19 protein-coding genes are annotated in these 21,226 nt (G+C 56.8%); 6 read left to right on the top strand and 13 right to left on the bottom strand.

Annotated elements, in window-relative coordinates; all coding sequences use genetic code 11:
• Positions 1-6: 6 nt before the first annotated feature.
• The 3 genes from FBY10_RS17175 to FBY10_RS17185 form a co-directional block, all read right to left on the bottom strand.
• The gene (locus tag FBY10_RS17175; RefSeq protein WP_131698876.1) at positions 7-909 is read right to left on the bottom strand and encodes an ABC transporter permease; all 903 of its coding nucleotides are present in this window, start codon (positions 907-909) and stop codon (positions 7-9) included.
• Between the two features lie 9 nt (positions 910-918).
• Positions 919-1,836 (bottom strand): ABC transporter permease, encoded by a 918-nt coding sequence (locus FBY10_RS17180; RefSeq protein ID WP_131698875.1) that lies wholly within the window; start codon positions 1,834-1,836, stop codon positions 919-921.
• Between the two features lie 81 nt (positions 1,837-1,917).
• Positions 1,918-3,438 (bottom strand): ABC transporter substrate-binding protein, encoded by a 1,521-nt coding sequence (locus FBY10_RS17185; protein WP_145337126.1) that lies wholly within the window; start codon positions 3,436-3,438, stop codon positions 1,918-1,920.
• A gap of 186 nt (positions 3,439-3,624) precedes the next feature.
• Here FBY10_RS17185 and FBY10_RS17190 point away from each other — a divergent pair, with 186 nt between their 5' ends.
• The gene (locus FBY10_RS17190) at positions 3,625-4,542 is read left to right on the top strand and encodes a LysR substrate-binding domain-containing protein (protein WP_145337127.1); all 918 of its coding nucleotides are present in this window, start codon (positions 3,625-3,627) and stop codon (positions 4,540-4,542) included.
• A 25-nt stretch (positions 4,543-4,567) separates the two neighbouring features.
• On the opposite strand, the gene FBY10_RS17195 is transcribed toward FBY10_RS17190, so the two are convergent.
• A complete protein-coding gene (locus tag FBY10_RS17195) occupies positions 4,568-4,885 on the bottom strand; it encodes a transcriptional regulator (RefSeq protein WP_145337128.1) in 318 nt (105 codons plus the stop codon).
• A 132-nt stretch (positions 4,886-5,017) separates the two neighbouring features.
• Entirely contained in the window at positions 5,018-5,902 is an 885-nt protein-coding gene (locus FBY10_RS17200; RefSeq protein WP_145337129.1) for an NmrA family NAD(P)-binding protein, read from the bottom strand.
• Positions 5,903-5,980: 78 nt separating this feature from the next.
• Here FBY10_RS17200 and FBY10_RS17205 point away from each other — a divergent pair, with 78 nt between their 5' ends.
• A complete protein-coding gene (locus FBY10_RS17205; protein WP_145337130.1) occupies positions 5,981-6,589 on the top strand; it encodes a TetR/AcrR family transcriptional regulator in 609 nt (202 codons plus the stop codon).
• Between the two features lie 254 nt (positions 6,590-6,843).
• On the opposite strand, the gene FBY10_RS17210 is transcribed toward FBY10_RS17205, so the two are convergent.
• The gene (locus FBY10_RS17210) at positions 6,844-7,635 is read right to left on the bottom strand and encodes an SDR family NAD(P)-dependent oxidoreductase (RefSeq protein ID WP_145337131.1); all 792 of its coding nucleotides are present in this window, start codon (positions 7,633-7,635) and stop codon (positions 6,844-6,846) included.
• A 264-nt stretch (positions 7,636-7,899) separates the two neighbouring features.
• Here FBY10_RS17210 and FBY10_RS17215 point away from each other — a divergent pair, with 264 nt between their 5' ends.
• Positions 7,900-8,709: a sugar phosphate isomerase/epimerase gene (locus FBY10_RS17215; RefSeq protein WP_145337132.1), complete on the top strand. Its 810-nt coding sequence runs from the start codon at positions 7,900-7,902 to the stop codon at positions 8,707-8,709.
• A gap of 182 nt (positions 8,710-8,891) precedes the next feature.
• On the opposite strand, the gene FBY10_RS17220 is transcribed toward FBY10_RS17215, so the two are convergent.
• From FBY10_RS17220 to FBY10_RS17250, 7 genes are all read right to left on the bottom strand, one after another.
• Entirely contained in the window at positions 8,892-9,698 is an 807-nt protein-coding gene (locus FBY10_RS17220) for an IclR family transcriptional regulator (protein WP_145337133.1), read from the bottom strand.
• Positions 9,699-9,751: 53 nt separating this feature from the next.
• Positions 9,752-10,750, bottom strand: coding sequence for a Gfo/Idh/MocA family oxidoreductase (locus FBY10_RS17225; protein ID WP_145337134.1), 999 nt, complete (start codon positions 10,748-10,750; stop codon positions 9,752-9,754).
• A gap of 306 nt (positions 10,751-11,056) precedes the next feature.
• Positions 11,057-11,881 (bottom strand): shikimate dehydrogenase, encoded by an 825-nt coding sequence (locus tag FBY10_RS17230; protein WP_145337135.1) that lies wholly within the window; start codon positions 11,879-11,881, stop codon positions 11,057-11,059.
• A 150-nt stretch (positions 11,882-12,031) separates the two neighbouring features.
• On the bottom strand, positions 12,032-13,459 hold the full coding sequence (locus tag FBY10_RS17235; protein ID WP_145337136.1) for an MFS transporter: 1,428 nt from the start codon (positions 13,457-13,459) through the stop codon (positions 12,032-12,034).
• 276 nt (positions 13,460-13,735) lie between these two features.
• A complete protein-coding gene (locus FBY10_RS17240) occupies positions 13,736-15,316 on the bottom strand; it encodes an aldehyde dehydrogenase (NADP(+)) (protein ID WP_145337137.1) in 1,581 nt (526 codons plus the stop codon).
• 60 nt (positions 15,317-15,376) lie between these two features.
• Positions 15,377-16,924, bottom strand: a complete 1,548-nt coding sequence (locus FBY10_RS17245; protein ID WP_145337138.1) for a UxaA family hydrolase — start codon at positions 16,922-16,924, stop codon at positions 15,377-15,379.
• A 123-nt stretch (positions 16,925-17,047) separates the two neighbouring features.
• Complete coding sequence (locus FBY10_RS17250; protein WP_145337139.1) at positions 17,048-18,034, bottom strand: LysR family transcriptional regulator; 987 nt, start codon at positions 18,032-18,034, stop codon at positions 17,048-17,050.
• Positions 18,035-18,154: 120 nt separating this feature from the next.
• Between FBY10_RS17250 and FBY10_RS17255 the strand changes: the two genes are divergently transcribed.
• From FBY10_RS17255 to FBY10_RS17265, 3 genes are all read left to right on the top strand, one after another.
• Positions 18,155-19,333 carry a fumarylacetoacetate hydrolase family protein gene (locus FBY10_RS17255; RefSeq protein WP_145337140.1) on the top strand — a complete coding sequence of 393 codons (1,179 nt, stop codon included), beginning with the start codon at positions 18,155-18,157 and terminating at the stop codon, positions 19,331-19,333.
• Positions 19,334-19,622: 289 nt separating this feature from the next.
• Positions 19,623-20,429, top strand: a complete 807-nt coding sequence (locus FBY10_RS17260; RefSeq protein WP_145337141.1) for an IclR family transcriptional regulator — start codon at positions 19,623-19,625, stop codon at positions 20,427-20,429.
• The gene (locus FBY10_RS17265; protein WP_145337142.1) at positions 20,426-21,226 is read left to right on the top strand and encodes a fumarylacetoacetate hydrolase family protein; all 801 of its coding nucleotides are present in this window, start codon (positions 20,426-20,428) and stop codon (positions 21,224-21,226) included. The genes FBY10_RS17260 and FBY10_RS17265 overlap by 4 nt, the downstream gene beginning before the upstream one ends.

A 21,226-nucleotide genomic window follows, 5' to 3' on the forward strand; every position in this document is an offset into this window, starting at 1 on the left:
GGTCTATCAGTTACGGCCGTCGGGCAGGATCAGGTCGCGCAGGCCATCGCCGACGAGGTTGATGCCCAACACCAGAATCATCAGGGCGACGCCGGGAATGGCGATGACCCACGGGGAAAAGAACATGTAGGGCTTGCCTTCCGCGATCATCAAACCCCAGGACGGCGTTGGCGGTTGTACGCCCACCCCGAGGAATGAGAGGGCCGACTCCAGCAGGATCGCGTGGGCCATCTCCAGCGTCGCGACGACGATCAGTGCGCCGACCAGATTGGGCAGGATTTCACTCACCAGGATGCGCAGGGTCGAGCAGCCGAGCGCCTGGGCCGACGCGACATATTCAGCATCGCGAATCTGTTGCACCGAGGCCCTGACCACCACCGCGAAGCGATCCCATAACAGGCAGCCGAGCAGCACGATCACCACCTTCAATGAGCCGCCCATCAGCGAGGCCGAGGCCAGCGCGACCATCACCACCGGCATCGCCAGCCGGGTAGTTATCAGGTAGCTGATAAACCCATCGACCTTGCCGCCGTAGTAACCTGCCAACAGCCCCATGACCGTGCCGATAAAGCCGGAAATCAGCGCCGCTGCAATGCCGATGAACAGCGAAATACGTGCGCCGTAGAGCAGCCTCGACAGGTAGTCACGGCCCAGCTTGTCGGTGCCGAGCACGTATTCCCAGGTGCCGTTGGCCATCCATACCGGTGGTTTCATGCGCAGCATCACGTCTTGCGCATAAGGGTCGTAAGGTGCCAGCCACGGCGCGAACAGTGCACCCGCGAAGATGATCAGCAACAACACCGCGCCGATGGCGAAACCACGATGACGCAAGCTCTTGCCAAGTACTCGGCTCAGGCTGCTCGGTGGTGGCAGGTAGTCATTGATCGCGAGGGTAGTGGGGATGCTCATGTAGTCCTCCTAGCGCACACGAATGCGCGGGTCGAGCAGTGCGTTGAGCACATCGGCCAGCAACGTGAGGATGATGTAGATCACTGCAATCAGCAGGACCACAGCCTGTACCACCGGAAAGTCGTCACGGGCGATAGCGTCCCAGGCAAGTTGCCCGATGCCCTGCAGGGAGAACACGGTTTCGATCACCACCGAGCCGCCGAGCATGAAGCCGAACTCCACCGCCGCCAGTGCGACGACCGGAATCAGGGCGTTGCGCAGTGCATGCTTGAACAGCACGCGGGCAGGGCGCAGGCCCTTGGCGCGGGCGGTGCGGATGTAATCGGAACTGAGCACATCAAGCATGCCGGCGCGGGTCAGGCGCATGATTGCCGGCGTCGCGTAGTAGCCCAGGGCAATGGCCGGCATGACGAAGTGCAGCAGGGTCGAGTTGCCGGACACCGGCAGCCACTTGAGCGTCACCGCGAACACCACGATCAGCATCAGCGCAAACCAGAAACTAGGCATCGCCTGACCCAGCACCGCGATGCTCAAGGCCAGCCGGTCAATCCAGGTGTCGCGTTTGACCGCAGCCAACACGCCCAGCGGAATGGCCACCAGCAAGGCGATCCCCAGCGCCATGGCACCCAGCCCCAGGGTAATCGGCAAGCGGCTGGCGACGAGGTTGTAGACCGATTCCTGAAAGAAAAACGAGTTGCCCAGGTCCAGCCGCAGCAGATCGCCCAGCCAGTTGAAGTACTGGGTCGGCAGCGGTTTGTTCAACCCGTACTGCACGCGAATCTGTTCGATCTGTTCGCTGGTGGCTTCCGGCCCGCCAATGGCAGTGGCGAGATCGCCGGACAGATGCAAAAGAGAAAAGCTGATCACCGACACGGTAATGGCAACGCAAACAGCGATGCCCAGGCGGCGCAGAAGGAATCCAAGCATGGCAAGTTTCCTCATATCCAATGGATGACAAGTGTGAGGATGTATCCGTGGCGCACGAGAGTCCGTGCGCCCGGTTACGTATTACTTCCACGTGGACTCGACGAAACGCGGCAGCTCATCCGGGTACGGCGTGAACGCAAGTTCGGAGGTGTAGGCGTAGTTCATCGAGTAGTTGAACAGCGGCGCCCAGTAGGCCTGTTCGCTGATGCGCTGCAAGGCCTTGCGGTAGTTGTCCTTGCGCACTTGCGGGTCGAGGGCATTGTCGGCGGTCTGCAACCAGCCCTGGACTTGTGGGTCCTTGATGTTGTCGTCCGGATTGCCCTTGAACCAGGTACCGGCCGACGCCGAGGTGTCGAGGATCGAGAACGAGCCCCATGCCTGAAACGACATGGGCACCTTGCCGCCACGTTGCTGATCGCGCAGGGCGGCGTACTTCAAGTAGCGCAGCTTGGCGTTGATGCCCACTGCGCGCAGGTTGCCGATGATGGCTTCGACGTAATCACGGTCGCGATAAGCGAAGATTTCTGTCTCGAAGCCATTTGGGTAACCGGCTTCGGCGAGCAGCGCCTTGGCCTTGGCGGGGTCATAGTTGTAGACCGTAGCCGCAGTGGTATCGCAACCGAACTGGCCTGGATAACAGGCAACCTGCAAAGGCTTGGCTTCGCCACCCACCAATTGCGTGGCCAGCGCATTGCGGTTGATCGCATGGTTGATGGCCTGGCGCACCTTGAGGTTCTTCATCGGTGAGTTTTCAGTGGAGGTGCCGCGTGCATCAAGAATCAGGAAACCGATGCGCATGGTTTCGCCACTGGTCACGGTCAGGTTCGGCATACCCTTGAGGTCGACCGCCTGATCCGAGGTCACACGCCAGGTCCAGTCGACACCCTCGGTCATCAACTCGGCCAGGCGGGTTTCTGCATCCGGGATCACGCGGAACTTGAGGTGGCTGATATGGGGCTTGCCTTGTGGGCTGTCCGGGAAGTAGTCCTTGTTGATCTCCATGCTCACGCCTTCGCCCGCCACCACGGACACGGCTTTATACGGCCCGGTGCCAATTGGCTTGCGGCTGAATTCGGCCAGGCCGACCTTCTCGAAGTACTGCTTGGGGAACATCGGAACGGCGTTGGACAGGTATTCCAGTGCCGGCGGGAAAGGCTTCTTCAAATACAGGCGGACGCTGTAGTCACCGGTTTTTTCGGCGCTCTTGATCCAGTCTACGTTTTGCACGGTAACGACTTTCGCTTCGGGCGACACCACGTAGTTGAGGGTGAACACCACGTCGTCGGCGGTGAAGGCGTCGCCGTTGTGAAATTTGACGCCTTTGCGCAGCTCAAAGTCGATGGTGGTGTCGTCGACCTGCTTCCAGCTGGTGGCCAGCATGGGTTTGTATTCGCCGCTTTTGGGGTCGCGGTAGATCAGGTTGTCCCAGATCAGCCGGCCGAGAATCACGCCTTCGCGTAAATCGTTGTGATAGGGGCTGATGTTTTCAGGCTCGCTGTCGGAAGCGTAAACCAGGGTGTCGTTGGCTTTGCCGGCATGCGCCGGAAAGCTGCTGATAAGGCCCATCAGCGCAATACTGCAGGCGAAACCTTTGATGCCCATGCCGTCGTCTCCGTTGGCGAGAGTGGTTGAATCAAAGGGCAGCGAATCGCAAATGCGTAAAGGAGGAGGAAAAGGTCGGGCACTGTTTTTTTTGGTCTGGACACGAATGTAGGGAAGGGCTATCAATGCCACAAGCACAATATTTCGATACTTCCTTTGCCGAAAAGGCAATCCATGGGGGCTCCGATGCAGCTGTATGGCGTGCAGTCCACGGCACTGCGCTATTTTCTTGAAGTCGCGCGATGCGGATCGATCAGTGAGGCCTCAATGCGGCTGAATGTGGCGGCATCAGCGGTGAGTCGACAAATTTCCAAGCTTGAGCTGGCCCTGGATGCCAGCCTGTTTGAGCGTCGTGCCCGCGGCATGGTGCTCAGCGAGGCAGGGGCACGACTGGCGGCTTATGCGCGTAAGTCGCAACTTGAGGCCGAGCAGGTGGTGCTGGAAATTACCGAGTTGCATGGCTTGCAACGCGGCCATGTGCATGTTGCCTGCTCGGAAGGATTTGCCCTGGAATACATGCCCAGGAGCATCAGCGCGTTCCGGCGTGAGTACCAGGGTATTCATTTCACGCTGGAGGTCTGTGCGCCCGCTGAAGCGACCGAGAAGGTTCGCTCCGGTGAAGCCGATCTGGCGATGACGTTCAGCCTGACGCCGCAAAAGGAAATCAAGGTCGAACATATCCTGAGCGGGGCGATTTTTGCCGTGGTCTCCAATGCCCATCCCTTGGCCGGGCGTGAATCTGTCAATCTCGCTGAGTTGCAACCCTGGCCCATTGCGTTACCCAAGGCTGACACTACGATACGGCAACTGTTCGACATCTGTTGCGGCGTACAGGGGTTGTTGTTCGATCCGGTATTGACCACCAATTACGTTGCCGCGCTCTACAGTTTCGTCCGTGAAGAGGGAGGCATCAGCCTGGCCAGCGAAATGACCTTGCACCAACAGGTGGCGGACAAGCAGTTGCAATGCTTGCCGATCCTTGATGAAGGCATGCAGGCAAGGCGCATCGAGCTGCAAAGCATGGCTGGGCGCAATCTACCGGCGGCGGTTTCTGCGTTCAGGGATTTTCTGATCGCTGAGCTGACGAAGGCGAAGCGTCGTTGAAAATCTGTTCCGTCACCTTTGCAGCTCACGTGCAGCCTGGCGAAGTGAAATGACTGAGTATGGAGTCAAGCAACCCTGGAAAGCGTATTTCAAGCTCATCCTTACGAAGAGCGTTCATGTGGGTTGCACCGACGCTGCGCGTGCGCATCAACCCCGCATCACGTAGAACTCTGAAGTGGTGAGAAGCGCTTGATTTAGGTCGGCCTCCATCCAACTCTCCACAGGTCGCTTCACTCACGCCAGCAAGGTGGCGAATAATTTCCATGCGCACAGGGTCGCTTAACGCATAGAGAACACGCTCAAGAATGAACTCCTTGGCTTCCGGATGTTTGAATGCTCTCATGAACAGCAACCTATAGCTTAAGATTTAAAAGGTGTGCCTCTGCTTCATCAGCACTTCAACTACGGTTGCCCTATTAAATAATAGGGGGCTTGCGAGATGGAGCAATGCTCGAGTTCTAATGGTCGGTAATGCCTATTTCTTGAAGGCCTCAAGATTTTCACGGAGCCAGACGGACAGCGAACGCGGTGGGGTACCCGTGAGGTCTTCAACAGTAAAGGTTCGTTCTGTCAGTACGGAATCATGGAAGATGCGATCAAGCCCCACGAGAATCTCGGCTACAAACGGGGAGAGTCCATCGGCAACTAACGCTGAATGCTGTGCGACTGGAGACCGATGGGTATAGGTGACTGTGTGGCCTAACAGGCTGGACAATTCCTCGGCAACTTGCGGCATTGTCCAGTTTCGCGGCCCTGTCAGGTGATACGCACGTTGTGAGCCTTCTGCTACTTCCTCCAGTAATGCTATGCGCGCCGAGTCCGCTACATCTCGAGTGTCTATCAGGTTCACACGCCCATTGCCTGCGGCGCCTGCCCAAGTGCCCGTGGCAACAGCGTTGCCAGCACGCTTGAGCACGTCCATGAACGTTGTAGGTCTCAATACGGTAGACGCGATAGGTTGTTGACCCAGGTGTGCTTCTATCAATGAATGCCAAGCAAATGGATTGAGAGGGGTCGATGGCCCCATAACCGAAAGCTTTACGATGTGCTGCACGCCCATTTCTACGGCAGCGTCAATGAGGGCTATCTCGTTGGCGACTTGTTGGGGTGAAGTGCCGTGAGCAATGAACAGTTTCTCGACTCCGACAAGTGCTTTTCTGAGCGTTGACGGCTGATCAAACTCCAATTCGGCAGAGACCACCCCTTGTGGAAAGGTCGTGGATGATGTGTGCCGTGTGAGCGCCAGCAGGGTGACCGGGTCTTGCGCTAACTGACTGATCAATCGCCTGCCTACGCGGCCCGTCGCGCCGGCAACGGCGATGCTCAGTGGTTGCGTCCGATTGGTCGATTGATTGAGCATGATAAAATCTTCCTATATGGTGGAACGATCAGTCCAAGTATCCTGGTCTGATCGTTCCATGTTGTCAACGGAGGATTTATGAGCGGCAAACCGCAATATGACGAAAGTGCTGTCCTGAAGGCGGCGACGGCTGTTTTCTGGCGGCATGGGTACGCCAATGCATCGGTCAGCGATCTGACCGAAGCAACGGGGTTGTCTCGATCAAGTCTGTACCAGCGGTTTCATGATAAGGATGGGCTCTTTAACGAGTCTCTTCAGCTATATACCGGCCGTGTATTAACGCGAATGAGATCGACCCGAGCACAGACCTCCAAGGCAAGCGTAGAAGCACTGCTACGAGAGTTTCTTCCGAAGGCAATTGGCGTGGAGCGTCCGCCTGGTTGCCTGATATCTCGCAGTAACGCTGAGCAAGAAGACCTCACTGCCACAGGAAAGAAAACCGCGAATTTTGCGGCTTGTCAGCAGCGACAGATTTTTGTGGACATTTTGACTCATGGTCAGTTGGAGGGTGAGATAGGGCAGCATGTCGATTTGGAACTACTGGCTTGGTATTACTTCGGAATACTGCAGGCTGTGGTAAACCTGCCTTCAGTCGGAGCGACTAATGAGACACTTGGCGCCCTCATTGATGTCGCGATGTCGGCATGGCCTAAAAGCAAAGATAGTTCGGGTACTGAGACGATATGAGTGAGTATTTGCAGGATCGTTCTGCGGTAAGCGAGCGGCCGAGCTGATGCGCCTGCCTACGCAGAGTATGAGCAAATTTGTTTTGCTAGCAAGGGTGCTCACCATGGATTTTCCAAGGTTCAACCAGAGCGGTGCGGCCGGTCGAAGCCGCACGTAACACTTAAGCCCGTACGGCGTCGCTTACACTCAACTCGCTTTGCTGGGTTCACGCACCGTCTGAACTGAGTGGTGAACTCACTCTTGAGCAATTGTGCTTAGGGTTTGGAGCTCGGTCGCCCCGGGATATGGCTCAGTATCGATTTGGAGAAGCCACCATCGACACATATATCCTGTCCCGTGACATAGGCCGATAAGGGGCTAACGAGAAATTCGATCACGTTCGCGATATCCACGGGCTCGCCGATTCTCGCCAGCGGAATGATTGCTTCCCGTGCTTTCTTGATCTGGGGGTCGGCATACATTTTTTCCGACATCGGTGTATGGGTCATGCCTGGGGACACCACGTTGACGCGGATTCCGTCAGGAGCCCACTCCAGCGCGAGCGTCTGGGCCAGCATTGTCAATGCAGCCTTGGTGGGGCTGTACGCGCCTGAACCGGCATGTGGAGTCTGGCCAGACATCGACGAGGTAAAACACGCCGAGCCTCGGCTCTCGCGTAGGTACGGGTAGCTGGCTTTGGCAAGCAGCCAGGCGCCGCGAAGATTGACCGAGAACATATCGTCCCAGTCCTCGACGGACAAATCACAGATTGCGCCAGGGTTGGCGACGCCGGCATTCGCAACCAGTGCGTCGAGTCCGCCGAACTCCGCCACTGCAGCCGCCACCAGCTGGCTCGGCACCTCAGGGTTGCCGAGATCTCCGGACAATGCGATGGCGATACCGCCCATGACCTTGATGGATTGAACGACTTCTTCCTGCGTAGTCGTGAGTGTGTGTCCGCATACCGCAATTTTCGGCTGCAAGCCCCGGGCAAGGGCCGCCTCCGCGATCCTCAAGCAGGCAGACGCACCGATACCGCTACTACCGCCACTGACCAAAACTCTCATTGGACACTCCTTCTTATAGTTAGACATTGAGGTAAAAGAGAACTGCAAAATACGAAAATGGATTCAACTTTGCAATCAAATTGACAATGGAATTTGATTCCGATATCGTTTTTTCGTAGTCGGTTACCCTGTCAGTGCAGGCCACCGCTGCCCAGATCCATTCATCGTTGCGTCTTCCCTCTAGCGATAGTGGTCCAGGTACAAAATCCATAATACGAATGGCCGTTTCCTCCAGCGAATACTCACCTGAAAGGATGTTTCGACATGATCATCAGCACGTTCTCCTATCTATGGTCCTCCACGGCAATTGACGCGATTGCGCAGTTGGCCGAGCACGGGCATCGCGTGTTTGAGGTACCCGTCAGCTCGCCACATTGCTGGCCGGTAGAACTCTCGACGGCAGAACGTTCTACCGTAAGCAGGCGTCTTCGTGAGTACGACACAAAGATCAGGTCCCTCAACGCCGGCGGCTATGACGTGAACCTTGCCAGTCCCGCCGCAAACATGCGTCAGAAGAGCATCGAGCACATCAAGTCGGTGATTGACCTGGCTGCGGCCTGGGATACTCAGGAAGTGGTGATATCTCCCGGTACCAGGCGTCCCATGATTTCCCCGCCGCTCGAAAAGACCTACGACTGGATGTACGAGAGTCTGGCGGTTCTGATTCCGATGGCGAAGCAGGCTGGCGTACGCTTGCTGCTGGAAAATACCCCGTATTGCTTTACCCCCACCATGCCGGAACTGGCAGAGGTTGTAGGCACCCTCAATGATGATGTGGTCAAGGTCGTCTACGACATCGCCAATGCCGCTTACATAGGTGAAGACCCTGTAGCGAGTCTGCTGGCTTACCACGCCGCGATCGACTTTGTGCATGTGTCCGACACCGGTATGGATGTGTGGGGTCATGATCCGGTCGGCACCGGTGTCGTGGACTTTGTCGGATTGGGCGAGGCCGTTCACGCGACCTGCGGTATTGAAAACTGCGTACTTGAAATCATCCGTGAAGAAAACGCTTTGTATGAGCTGAACAAGGGGGTGCAGGATCTTCGTGCCAAGGGTTGGAAAATTCCGTAATCACCTTTGGGTCGCGTGTCGTTGCGGCTTGCGACCTGATTGCTCCAGTGGCCCTGAGGCTTGCACTATCCCCAGGTCCAAGCGACAGCGTTGTCACCCGCAATAGGCCCGCGCGCAATCATAAGCGTTCTGCGGGCCAAGGCCTGCTGGAGCTGTTCATGGTCGCAACGGTAAGCTCGGTGCTACCGCGTAGGCAGTGAATCCTTTCCACTGACCGAGGTCCATAGTGCCCAGTGCTCGCCCACCTTGATGGCTGCGCGCTTCAAGCTTTCTATATGAGCGCCCAGGGTGTCTTCTCGCATACGTGCAATTGGGCCGGCGATGCTCAGGGTGCCCACCGGGAGCGAGCTGTCTGGTCGTGAGCTGTCGAACACAGCTGCCGCCACCACACACACGCCCACTTCACCTTCTTCGCGAACTACTGCGTACCCTTCTTTACGGATCAAGGCGATGTCATCAAAGATGTCGCGAATCGAAACGCGCGCATTTGGCCCCGCGTAGTCTCGAGTGTTCTCGATGTCCCAGGCGGCAAGAATTCGCATTGCGCGCTCATCGCGCATGGTGGAAAGCCACACTTTGCCTGCCGCGGTGGTGTGAGGAATGATTTTTTCATCCAGGGCGCGGCGGTACTGAAGGCCTTTGGTATTTTTCGTGGCCTGCAGTACCCAGGTCAGATGATCCTCAGCAACCTCCGCCAACCGAACGTGCTCGCCGGTTTCGCTGGCCAGATCGTTCAGTAAAGGTTGCATGATCTTGGCGAAGCCCGTTTCAGCAATGTAGCTCACACCCATGCTGGGGATCTTCAGTGTCAGGCGGTAGTGATCCTGTTCGTCCTGATAGACGTAGCCTCGTTCTCGAAGCGCGCTCAATATGCGGTGAGCCGTGGCCATGGCGACTTGGGTCTGCTCGCTGATTTCGGACAGGGCGAGACCGCCTGGATGGGAAAGCAGCAGTTCCAGGGTGTTGAAGTAGCGGCCAATATGTGACAATTTTTCAATCCTCTTTGTTGCTGGCCATGGCCAGCAACCTTGCGTCGTGGGTGCTAGAGCGTGATGGGAGCGCCACCGAGGCGATCTGACTCATAGGCAGCCTCGATGATACTCATGACGCTGTGCATCGTTGCAAGTCCTGCGCCTGTATATGCAGTCTCACGGCCAGGGGCCAGGACGTCGGTTACGAAGTTGTCGTAATACACGTCTGAGTTCAGGCTCATATGAAGGTCACTTGCCTGGCCAGCAGCGTCGGTCAGGCGCATGCCATCCGGGGTCGAGCGCGCGTAGAACTGATCGGTTGACAATGAAAAGGAGTACTCCCGTTGCTCGGGAGTATTCCCCGGGTAGTTGTAGCCAGTCTCGATGGTGCAGATGCAGCCGCTCTCGGTCACCAGCGTCATCATTGAGCCGATCTCTACCGCTGTCAGCTGCGGGTCGCGATACATCATTGCGGACACGCTGCGGATGCGCTCTCCGGAAATCTCCTGAACCAGATCGATGAAATGAACGGCCAGGTTGATCGTGCAACCGCCCCCCGAGCGTTTCGGGTCAAGCATCCAGGAGCAGCTGTTCATCAGGTAGCGTTCGGGTGGCCCGGCGTTGAATCGAAACGACTGGGTTCTCCACTTTGCACCGCTCTCAAGCGCCGCTTGTTTGAGACGGTTCAGTAATTCACTGTGTCTCCAAACCAATGGGACCGCTACGAACAGATCTGCGGCTTCAGCACGTCGATACAGATCCAGCACTTCGTCCCGGTTGAGCCCGCAAGGCTTCTCCATCGCGAACGGAATGTTGCGTTCGATCAATTCTTTGCCCATGGCATACAGCTCATCGTGCGGACCAAAGGCGAACGCAAAATCAGCTTCTTCGTTATCCAGCAGGTTTTTCCAGTGATCGTACGGCTGCGCCCCGAAGCGTTGAGCAAGGGCTGGACCACGCGATCCCGTGGCGTCAGATACCGCCGTGACGGTCACATCAGGCAAACGCTCAAGGGCGTCAAGGTAGAGCGGGGTGTGCCAGTGGCTGACTTCCAGAAGAACGACTTTCAACATTCATTCCTTATAAACAAGAGAGTTTGACTAGCTTGCCGGTGCCCTCGGGATTGCGGGTCAAGTACAAAAATAACAACGTGCGAGCCGCTATTGCGAGGTTGTCCGCAGGCTAGCACGAGTCGATTACGAACGGAAGTCAGTTTCGTTTTGCTGCGGAGTGGTGTGGGCAACTAAGCTGAGATGCAATTTCAACGGGCACGCAAAAATGTGCACATGCGGGGCATGTGCACATCGTTGACTGGTTCGATAGAGGGTATTAAGAGGCGGGGCAGGGTGACGATCGGGGTGGGGTATACGCGATCCTTACAATCCGCTCGAGTAGCGACGTTCTATATCTTCGAAACCAAGAAAGCTTAATGCCAACAGGGCTTGGCCCAAGTGCATAGGGTGGCCATCAAGCGTTCGGCAGCCACGCGATTGCGCTTCCAGCAGCAGGGCGGTCGGCTCGGACCTGGTGATGATGTCGACCACCACCGTAGTTGAGGCCAGCTGCTTTGCGTCTATCGGCATCGGGTCATCAGGGTTCATGCCGAGCGGGGTAGCATTGATCACAATGTCATGGCCTGCAGCATCTGCTGGGCCTACATGCACAGCGCAAGGACCCTCTTTGGCGACACATTGCGCCAGGTCCAGGGCGCGGTGCGCATCCAGGTCAGAAATGATCAACGATCGGGCGCCAGCAGCGGCAACGGCAAACGCGATTGCCCTTCCCGAGCCGCCCGCACCAATAAGCAGAACGGATTTCCCCAACAGGCTGACGCCTTGGCGCTGCATGCCCAGCACGCAGCCAAGCCCGTCGAACACGGCACCCACCCAGCGTCCGTCGCTATCACAGCGAATGACATTGATTGCGCCGATCTGACGCGCAGTAGGGTGAAGAACGTCCACAACGTCAAGCATGCTCTGCTTGTGCGGCATGGTGACCAGTAGCCCGGCAAGGTTGCTCACGGCTCGTATGCCTCTCACAAAGTCAGCCAGGCCTTCGGGACCGACCTCCAGTGGAATGCAGATGGCGTCAGACTGCGCTTCGGCAAATAACCTGTTCAACAGCATTGGGGACTTGGCGCTCTTGAGGGGGGCACCAACTAATCCATATATACGAGTGCTGCCAGTAATACGTGGATGCATGTCAACCTACGGGCGTTGGCAGTGGCACGCCAATTGTCAGTAGGGGATATCGGAACCCGCTACTGACAACATGTGCATTGTTACTGCCGTATTACTCTAAGCGCTGTGCAGAGGAATTGAACAGCGCGGTGGTGGTATCAGGCCAGACTGTCAGGAGCGTGTCGCTGGCACTGATTGGACTGCATTGGCTTGCGATTTGGAATTGGACTGTTCCTGCACCCATTCGTATTCCTCTTTAGACATCGGGACCGCATTAGGGTCACCGAGGTCCTTCAGGCGAATCCGGTATGTTTCGCGGGTAGTAAATGCAGCAATCGCAGAGATTACGCAGATACCGAAGGTCAACGCTCCGATTTTCAGCGGGATATTCTCGGTTCCGGGAGGCGCAATCGATACGAAAAGGGCTGGCAGAAATGCTGTGCACGCTACGCCGATATTCTGACCAATGGCCATGCCGGTAACACGGACGCGTGTACGGAACAGTTCTGGGAACAGGCTTGGGAAGACGCCATTGAAGCCCTGGTAAGCCACGCCCCACATGAGGAGCGACAGTATCAACGAAAGCCATAGGTTGTGAATGCTGATCGCATAGAGATACGCAAATGACAGCAGTCCGCCGCTAAGAACACCCACAATTACCGGAGGCCGGCGACCAATCCTGTCAGAGAGCTTGCCTACGAAGGGGATAAGTATCACGGCACACAGATTGCCTAACACCGGTATCCACATGAATACGCCGGAAGGAAAGCCAATGCCGTAGGCAGGCTGGACTGCATAAGTTGCACCGAATACGGAGGCAACGATTGCAAGGACTGCAGACAGGGCCATGCAAATCACTCGCAACACATCTCGCCAGCTCTGGGTGAACACTTCGACCACAGGTAATTTGCGTGTCTCGCCTTTGGTCTGCGCCTCGGTGAATACCGGCGCTTCATGAACTTCACGGCGAATGATCCATCCGGCGACCAGCACCAGGGCACTGAGCAGGAATGGAATTCGCCAGCCCCATGCAGCAAATTGATCAGCTGGCATGAACTGGGCCAGAGGCAGGAAAACCCCAGCCGCGAGTAGTTGTCCGGCTTGTACGCCTTGAAGCGTAAAGCTTGCGAAATAACCTCGGCGTCCATCGGGGGCGTGTTCCAGGGTCATGGAGCTGGCACACGACACCTCGCCAGCGACTGCAAATCCCTGAATCAAACGCAAAAAAATCAACAGGGCAGGAGCCCAGACACCGATCTGCTGATAAGTAGGAAGCAGTCCGATGCTTACGGTCGAAAAGCCCATCAAGAACATGCAGTAGACCAGTACGGTCTTGCGTCCATGGCGATCGCCCAGGTGCCCTAATACCACGGCTCCGATTGGACGAGCGATGTACCCAACGCCGAAGCTTGCCAGCGAGACGATGATGCCTACGGTCGGATTGTCTGTTGGGAAAAACAGCTGCGGGAAAAGCAAGGCTGCTGCAGTGGCGTAGATGAAAAAGTCGTAATACTCCAGAGCCGAACCGATCCAGCCGCTGGCAGCGGCTTTCCTTGACTGTCGTTTGGAATGAGGCTCAACCAATGTGCTTTGATTCATGACGTGTCTCCGTCTTTTAGATTTTTATTATTGTAACCGTGTTCCATTAGTAATGTTGTTACTTTGGAAAGGCGGTTGTCAAGGTGCAGTTGACTGGATGAAACCAGTAATAGAATTCGGCCATGACTTATGCGACGAAACGCTCAATGTGGGCTTCGCGACGGTGCGAACGCAGTGTCTGTAGGGCTTGCACAGCGACTTGACGGGAGGACAACGCTCGTCCGCCCGTCAAGTGCTTTTGAAGTTGTCTACAGCTCTATTGGGACGCCTGTGGGCTTACAAGCTGTCTTGGGAAAGATGCCCGTCGACCAGTCTGAAAATGTTCAGCGGATTCGCGTTCTTGAGAGCGTCTGGCAGCAATGCATCAGGGTAGTTTTGGAAGCAGACGGGTCTCAGGAAACGGTCGATAGCCAACGTGCCGACCGAGGTGCCGCGACTGTCGGACGTCGCAGGATAAGGGCCGCCGTGCACCATTGAATCGCAGACCTCGACACCCGTTGGGTAGCCATTGATGAGGATGCGGCCGACCTTCACCTCCAACAAAGCAGTCAACTCTGCGAATTGCGTCAGGTCTTCTGGCTCACCGATCAAGGTTGCGGTCAACTGTCCGTGAAGGGCATTTATGGCGGCGTTGAGCTGCGATTGGTCATTGACCTCGATGAAGATAGAGGTGGGGCCAAAGATTTCTTCTTGAAGGACCTTGTCGCCGTTCAGCAGTAACTTTACATCGGCCTTGAACAATTGTGGCTGGGCCTGGTGTCCCTGTTGGTTGCTGCCAGCCAGGTGCACGATGCCGGGGTGCGCGTGCAGGTTCTGCAGGCCAGCCGCATAGCTGCGCAGGGTGCCTGCGTTGAGCATTGTCTGCGCCGGTTGGTCGTTTATCAGCGCTGCGACTCTATTCTGAAAGGCACTGAATGCATCCGAGCGAATGCCAACCACCACTCCGGGATTGGTGCAGAACTGCCCACAACCTTGAACCACCGAGGCGGCAAGATCGTGAGCGATACTGTCGGCTCGACGCGAGAGTGCCTGAGGCAGGATCACTACCGGGTTGATGCTCGACATCTCGGCGAAGACTGGAATGGGCTCGGGGCGAGCGGCGGCCATGTCACACAATGCTCTACCACCTTTGAGCGAACCGGTAAAACCAACGCCCTTGATGAGCGGGTGTTTGACCAAGGCTTCGCCTACGCCGCTGCCATAAATCATGTTGAAGACACCGGCGGGCATGCCGCTGCGCTCGGCCGCGCGGATAATTGCGTTGGCAACCTGTTCTGCAGTAGCCATGTGGCCGCTGTGGGCTTTGAATACCACCGGACAACCCGCCGCGAGGGCCGAGGCGGTATCGCCGCCGGCCGTGGAGAAGGCCAACGGAAAGTTACTGGCACCGAACACAGCAACCGGACCGATCGCAGTGCGGTACTGGCGAAGGTCAGGGCGTGGCAATGGCTTGCGGAGGGGTAAAGCTTGGTCGATGCGAGCTCCGTAGAAGTCACCGCGGCGCAGTACATTTGCAAACAGGCGCATTTGGCCACTGGTACGTGCGCGTTCGCCTTGGATACGAGCTGCAGGCAATGCTGTTTCACGGCAAACCAGGGCAATAAACTCATCGTCCAAAGCCTCCAGTTCTTCAGCGATGGCATCGAGGAATTCAGCCCGTTTGCTCGCGCTCAGGCTGCGGTAGCTGGAAAAGGCGTTGTTGGCTGCGCGAGCCGCATCCTCGATTTCTTGCGGCGTCGCCTGGTGGAAGGCATAGGGCAAGGTCTCCCCTGTGCTGGCATCCACACTCTTGACGATCATACTGCCGGCAGCGCTGCGCTGACCGCCGATAAAATTCTGGCCGGTGATGAGGGACATGGTGGTCTCCAGGTTGAATGTGCAAGCGATAGCTGGGCAAGGCGTTCCCAGCACTGAAAATCAGGTGACGGCGCCGATCTGCCAAGGCACGAACTCATTTTGTCCGTATCCGTGTTGTTCGCTCATGCTGCGCTCGCCCGAGGCGATGCGTAGCATGGTTTCAAAGATCGCTGCACCGCACGCTTCGATGGTCAATGTGTCTTCGGCTATTTCGCCGCAGTTGATGTCCATGTCTTCTCGCTGACGCGCCCACAAGGCGCTATTGGTTGCCAGCTTGATTGATGGCGCAGGGGCACAGCCATAGGCCGATCCGCGCCCGGTGGTAAACGCAATCAGGTTGGCACCGCCAGCGACCTGGCCGGTTGCGGAGACGGGGTCATAGCCAGGGGTGTCCATGAAAACCAGCCCGTTGGCAGTGACGGACTGGGCATATTCGTAGACATCCATCAGGTTGCTCGAGCCAGCCTTTGCCACAGCGCCCAGCGACTTTTCCAGGATGGTGGTCAAGCCACCTGCCTTGTTGCCGGCGGAGGGGTTATTGTTTAATTCGGCCCCCATACGCTCGCAGTAGCGTTCCCACCAATGAATTCGAGCGATAAGTTTTTCGCCGACTTCACGGCTGACTGCCCGTCGTGTCAGCAAGTGTTCGGCACCGTATATTTCAGGGGTTTCAGAAAGAATCGCGGTACCGCCACAGGCGACCAGGCGATCCACTGCATTGCCCAACGCAGGGTTGGCCGTAATACCGGAGTAGCCATCCGAGCCACCACACTGAAGCCCAACGATCAGATGACGAGCGCTGACCGACTCACGTTGGATCCGATTGGCCTCGCCAAGCAATTCCTTCACGTGGTCAATGCCACTGGCGATGGCTTTGGACGTACCGCCACTGTCCTGAATATTGAACGTTCGCAGCGTATTGCTACGGGTGAGTCCTTGCGTCGCGAGTAATGAGTCGATTTGGTTCGTCTCGCAGCCCAACCCGATGACCAGCACGGCGGCAAAGTTGGCGTGGGTCGCATACCCCGCCAATGTCCGACGCAACAGGCTCAGACCGTCGCCCGCAGGGTCAACGGCGCAGCCGGCAGAATGCGTGAGCGCAACAACACCGTCGACGTTTGGATACGCTTGCAGTGCAGCGGGATTGATGTCCCGACGAAAATGGTCTGCGATGGCCCGGGCGACTGTGGCAGAGCAATTCACTGAGGTAAGAATGCCGATGTAGTTGCGCGTCGCGACGCGTCCATCCGGGCGTACGATACCCATGAACGATGGGGCTTCACTCAGCTTGACGTGGGGCTTCGCATCGACGCTGAACGCATAATCTCGAGTGAATTCCCCCATGGCGAGGTTATGCACATGGATATGCTCGCCTGCTTCTATGTCGACAACGGCAAAACCAATGATTTGCCCATAGCGTCTTACCGGTTGACCGGCTTCGATACGCCGGGAGGCCACTTTATGGCCCGGCACAATCGCTTGAAGGACCGTCACGCCTTCCTGCTCAAGGATTTCGCCCGCGATTAGCGGCCGGCGTGCGATAAGCACATCGTCCAGCGGGTTCAAACGCAGCACAGCTGCTGCGCCGGTTTTCATGATCAGTTCCATCGCATCCTCACGGGCTGCTGGGTGGTGCGCGGTCGCCAATAGCGCCGCAGTTTTGTGGCGGCACTATAGGATTCATAGAAATGGCTGCCTAATGAGAGCTTTCGATTGCTCGATAACTTTGCCTCATCGACTTTTACCGGGATCGGTGCAGGGCCTCTTCTCTGTAGTCGTTTGCCGCAGTTTGGCGAACGCTAATAAGGTCGCAACAAACATCCGCATGGGCTCTGACAGGGGCTCATCCTTGCGGGTGATAACCCCGTAATCCTGAGATTCAACCTTGAAGGGGGTATTGAGGATTTGTAGCTGCCCATTTTGCAGTTGCGACTGGACCATTGACTCGGGGAGCATGGCAAGCATTGGCCCAGACTGCAGCAACTGCAGGAAGGTCTGCATCGAAATGGTCTCCACTGTATTGGTCGGCGGGACTATCCGGAACGTCCTGAACGCACGCTCCATGCGTTGTCGGATCGGCGTGTTAAAGGGATACATGACCCATGGCCATTCGCTGAGTGCGTCAGTGGGGACCTCCTCAAGTTGGCACAGAGGATGTGTGCTGTTCGCGACAAGGCAGAAGGGTTCAGGTCCCAGCGACGTAAATTCGAAGGGCTGGCAATCCTCATCCGTGAAGCGTGCGATGATTAAATCGAGTTTTTTTTGTTCGAGCATTTCCAGCAAGTGATTGCTGGTTTGTTCGATCACCTCGATAGAAAGGAGGGGGCGCTCACGTTTTATGCTGGCGATAGCTTCAGGCAGCACCACTGATGTTGCGGCGAAAATGGTGCCGATTTTTAAATGACCATGCCCGCCTTTTCGCAGCTTGTTGACTTGGTCGACGAACGATTCCGTGTCTTCCAAGGTAATACGCGCATAACGGGCCACGAACTCTCCTAGTTCAGTAAGGACCAGGTTGCGCGTTTGACGTTCAAACAATGGAAAGCCCAGGAGTACTTCCAGATCGCGAAGCAATTTACTGATGGCCGGTTGCGTAACATTCATGTGTTCTGCGGTTGTGTGCATATTGCGGGTCTTGGCCAGGCTATTGACCAGTACCAGGTGTTTGATCTTCAGCCATCGGGTGACACTGGCAAACGTAATTTGATCGTTTTCCATCGGATAAGGCCTTGTCTGTCGATAACGAAACAGCATTGATTGGTGAGTTTCTTTCATTGGGATTTACCGGAGCGGTCCATTACTTTTACGGCTCTGATGGCTGACTGCTCTGGAAGCTCTATGGCGAATTTGAAACTGACGCGCGAAAACACCCTGCCGCTGGATGGCTTGGCCGGAACGCTGATCGGCCGCGCCTGGATCCCGGGTGCGATTGCAGGACCCTCGCCAGTGGTGTTGCGCGATGAAGGTGTGTTTGATCTTTCTGAAACTTTTTCGACGATAAGCGAACTGCTGGAACATACCTCGCCGTTGCTGGCTGTTCGCCAGGCGCCTGGGAGGTACATCGGGACCGTCGAGGAGTTGCTTGAGAACACCGGCAGCCATGCCGATCCCGGCAAGGCATCTCTGTTGCCCCCAGCGGATTTGCAGGTCATCAAGGCGGCCGGGGTAACGTTCGCGTCCAGCATGATTGAGCGGGTAATCGAGGAGCAGGCCCGAGGTGACGCTGCCAACGCCGAAAGTGTTCGCCGCTTGGTGCAGGAAGCGATAGGCGATAACTTGCGGGCAATCAAACCGGGCTCGCCAGACGCGATGCGCCTTAAAGCTGTACTGATCAAGCAGGGCATGTGGTCGCAATATCTGGAGGTCGGTATCGGCCCGGACGCGGAAATTTTCACCAAGGCACCGGTTCTGGCCGCAGTGGGCAGCGGCAGCGAAATCGGAATCCATCACAAGTCTGAATGGAACAACCCCGAGCCGGAAATTGTGCTGGCGGTGAACAGTCGAGGCCAAGTGCATGGCGTCACCTTGGGCAATGACGTCAACTTGCGTGATTTCGAAGGCCGCAGCGCACTGCTGTTGAGCAAGGCCAAGGACAACAATGCGTCTTGTGCGATCGGCCCCTTTATTCGTCTGTTCGATGAAGCGTTTACGCTCGATGACGTGCGCAATTGCGTCGTGGATTTGCAAGTTCAGGGCGAAGACGGCTTTATCCTTGAAGGCAGCAGTTCCATGGCATTCATCAGCCGTGACCCGTTGGATCTCGTGGCCCAGACTGTCGGCGGCGATCACCAATACCCTGATGGCTTCATGCTTTTTCTCGGGACATTGTTTGCGCCTACCCAAGATCGTGAAGAGCCCGGAAGCGGCTTTACGCATAAGCAAGGGGATGAGGTCAGCATAGGTAGCCCGCTGCTGGGCACGCTGCGTAACACCGTCACCTACAGTCATGCGGCTGCGCCCTGGACTTTCGGCTTGCGAGCGATGATGCGCAATCTTGCTGCCCGCGGACTTCTGTAGGTAAGGCGGGGTGGTGAGATGCATTGGGCGTTCTTCCGGGAAGATTGAACATACACAGGTGTACGTCTATTGATAAAAAAGCCGAACCAGAAGGGGCGGTTTTCAATATCTGTCAGGCGTTCACCACGTCCTGGACCCCGTCTGCGGTGGTAGCTCTGTCTCGATAAGGTCAACCGGGTACAAGCGGGTTTGACTTATCAAGAGGTGCCTGCATACTATTGGAACGTCGTTCCATTACGAACAATGTTGCTCACATTCACCTCATTGTCAAAGATAAGTCGAGAAAAATATGAGAGTCGTCAAAGGTGCTGTCGACCGCTGCCTGGAGGCCATTGAGCTGCTGGCACGCGAAGCTCGCTGGATGCGGATGTCCGATATCGCAGCTGAGTTGGGCTTGGAAAAGGGGCCTGCTCATCGCGTGCTTGCTCAGTTGGTCGAACAAGGGTGGGCAGAGCAGGATGAAGCCACCTCGCAATACCGCCTGACTCTCAAGCTGGCACTGTTGGGGCAGCGCTATTTACATGGGATTGGCTTGCCGGAATTGGTCCAGCCGATCCTTGAGCAAGTGGCTGCTAAGTGCCATGAGTTGGTGCGACTGACGGTGGTCAACGAGGGCACCTTGTCCTGGCTGTCTTCGGCCCAAGGTGCCGCGCCGGGGCTCATGTATTCGCCGGCCATGGATAAACCCATCAATCTCTATGCCACCGCGAATGGCAAAGCCTGGCTGGCCTCAATGCCTGATGAACTGGCCATTGAGCATGCGCTGCGTAGTGGATTGGGGAAAGCTGACGCCGGGATGGGGCAGGGGCCGAAAGCGATCAACAGCATCGAAGGTTTGTTGGCCGAGCTGGCGCTGACACGCAAGCGCGGGTATGGCTTGGTCATTGAGGAAGCCGAGGCGGGTGTTTGGGCGATTGCCGTACCGGTCAAGCTGATTCCGACTGGTACTGTGGTCGGCACGATGAGTATCGCCGGCCCGGTCTTGCGCATGCAGCCTGAACGTTATGACGAATTGCACGCGCTGCTCGAAGATGCAGCCAATAAGCTGGGTACGGTTTGGCCGCGCCAGAACAGCGTTCATTCGGAGAACACATGAGCCCGCCTGCGCCTGCATGGACCGAGGCGGGGGCAGGGCTGGAAATCGCCGCCGCTGCCCTGGTCCGTGCACGGCTGGAGGGTGTTCGACTGGCAGCCTTGCCAGGCCCGAACCTGCCAAGCAGCCTCGCACAAGGTTTTGCCATTCAGCAGCACGTAGGGCCATTGGCTGGAAAAACCGTGGGGGGGTGGAAGTGTGCCTTACCCCCGGCAGGCAAGTGGATCGTTGCGCCGATCTACAGCGACAGCATTGTAAAAGGCGAACGTTACCGACTGGCCGCCGACGCCGATAAGGCGCGCATCGAGCCTGAATTGGCATGCGTCCTGGCCCATGATTTGCCGGCACGTATCGAGCCTTATACCGCTGAACAGATCGTTGCTGCGATCAGCGACGTGCACGTGGCATTGGAAGTCATCGATTGCCGTTACACCGAGCCACACACTCTGCCGTTCGAGCAATTGCTTGCGGACGGTCTATTCAATCAGGGCCTGGTACTTGGGGCGCCAATCACGCTGTCGAACTCTGCCAGCATGCCCTCTGAACTGGATATCACCCTGAGCGATGCAACGGCAGAGCTTTTGAATATCAAGGGTCGCCATCCGGACGGGGATCCGTTGTTGCCTATCGTATGGCTGGCCAATTTTCTGTCTACACAAGGGATAGGGCTGCAAGCAGGGCAGGTGATTATCACCGGGTCCTATGCAGGTGTTCTCGATGTGCCCGTCAATCAGCCACTGCATGTTCAGTTCGGCGAAGCAGGCTCGTTGTCTGTCCATTTCTCAACGCTGGAGGAGTAA

Source organism: Pseudomonas sp. SJZ103, from assembly GCF_007828335.1.
GTDB lineage: Bacteria > Pseudomonadota > Gammaproteobacteria > Pseudomonadales > Pseudomonadaceae > Aquipseudomonas.

Coding starts and splice junctions, on each gene's coding strand:
- FBY10_RS17175 (WP_131698876.1), bottom strand. CDS start 909: ATGAGCATCCCCACTACCCTCGCGATCAATGACTACCTGCCACCACCG.
- FBY10_RS17180 (WP_131698875.1), bottom strand. CDS start 1,836: ATGCTTGGATTCCTTCTGCGCCGCCTGGGCATCGCTGTTTGCGTTGCC.
- FBY10_RS17185 (WP_145337126.1), bottom strand. CDS start 3,438: ATGGGCATCAAAGGTTTCGCCTGCAGTATTGCGCTGATGGGCCTTATC.
- FBY10_RS17190 (WP_145337127.1), top strand. CDS start 3,625: ATGCAGCTGTATGGCGTGCAGTCCACGGCACTGCGCTATTTTCTTGAA.
- FBY10_RS17195 (WP_145337128.1), bottom strand. CDS start 4,885: ATGAGAGCATTCAAACATCCGGAAGCCAAGGAGTTCATTCTTGAGCGT.
- FBY10_RS17200 (WP_145337129.1), bottom strand. CDS start 5,902: ATGCTCAATCAATCGACCAATCGGACGCAACCACTGAGCATCGCCGTT.
- FBY10_RS17205 (WP_145337130.1), top strand. CDS start 5,981: ATGAGCGGCAAACCGCAATATGACGAAAGTGCTGTCCTGAAGGCGGCG.
- FBY10_RS17210 (WP_145337131.1), bottom strand. CDS start 7,635: ATGAGAGTTTTGGTCAGTGGCGGTAGTAGCGGTATCGGTGCGTCTGCC.
- FBY10_RS17215 (WP_145337132.1), top strand. CDS start 7,900: ATGATCATCAGCACGTTCTCCTATCTATGGTCCTCCACGGCAATTGAC.
- FBY10_RS17230 (WP_145337135.1), bottom strand. CDS start 11,881: ATGCATCCACGTATTACTGGCAGCACTCGTATATATGGATTAGTTGGT.
- FBY10_RS17235 (WP_145337136.1), bottom strand. CDS start 13,459: ATGAATCAAAGCACATTGGTTGAGCCTCATTCCAAACGACAGTCAAGG.
- FBY10_RS17240 (WP_145337137.1), bottom strand. CDS start 15,316: ATGTCCCTCATCACCGGCCAGAATTTTATCGGCGGTCAGCGCAGCGCT.
- FBY10_RS17245 (WP_145337138.1), bottom strand. CDS start 16,924: ATGGAACTGATCATGAAAACCGGCGCAGCAGCTGTGCTGCGTTTGAAC.
- FBY10_RS17250 (WP_145337139.1), bottom strand. CDS start 18,034: ATGGAAAACGATCAAATTACGTTTGCCAGTGTCACCCGATGGCTGAAG.
- FBY10_RS17255 (WP_145337140.1), top strand. CDS start 18,155: ATGGCGAATTTGAAACTGACGCGCGAAAACACCCTGCCGCTGGATGGC.
- FBY10_RS17260 (WP_145337141.1), top strand. CDS start 19,623: ATGAGAGTCGTCAAAGGTGCTGTCGACCGCTGCCTGGAGGCCATTGAG.
- FBY10_RS17265 (WP_145337142.1), top strand. CDS start 20,426: ATGAGCCCGCCTGCGCCTGCATGGACCGAGGCGGGGGCAGGGCTGGAA.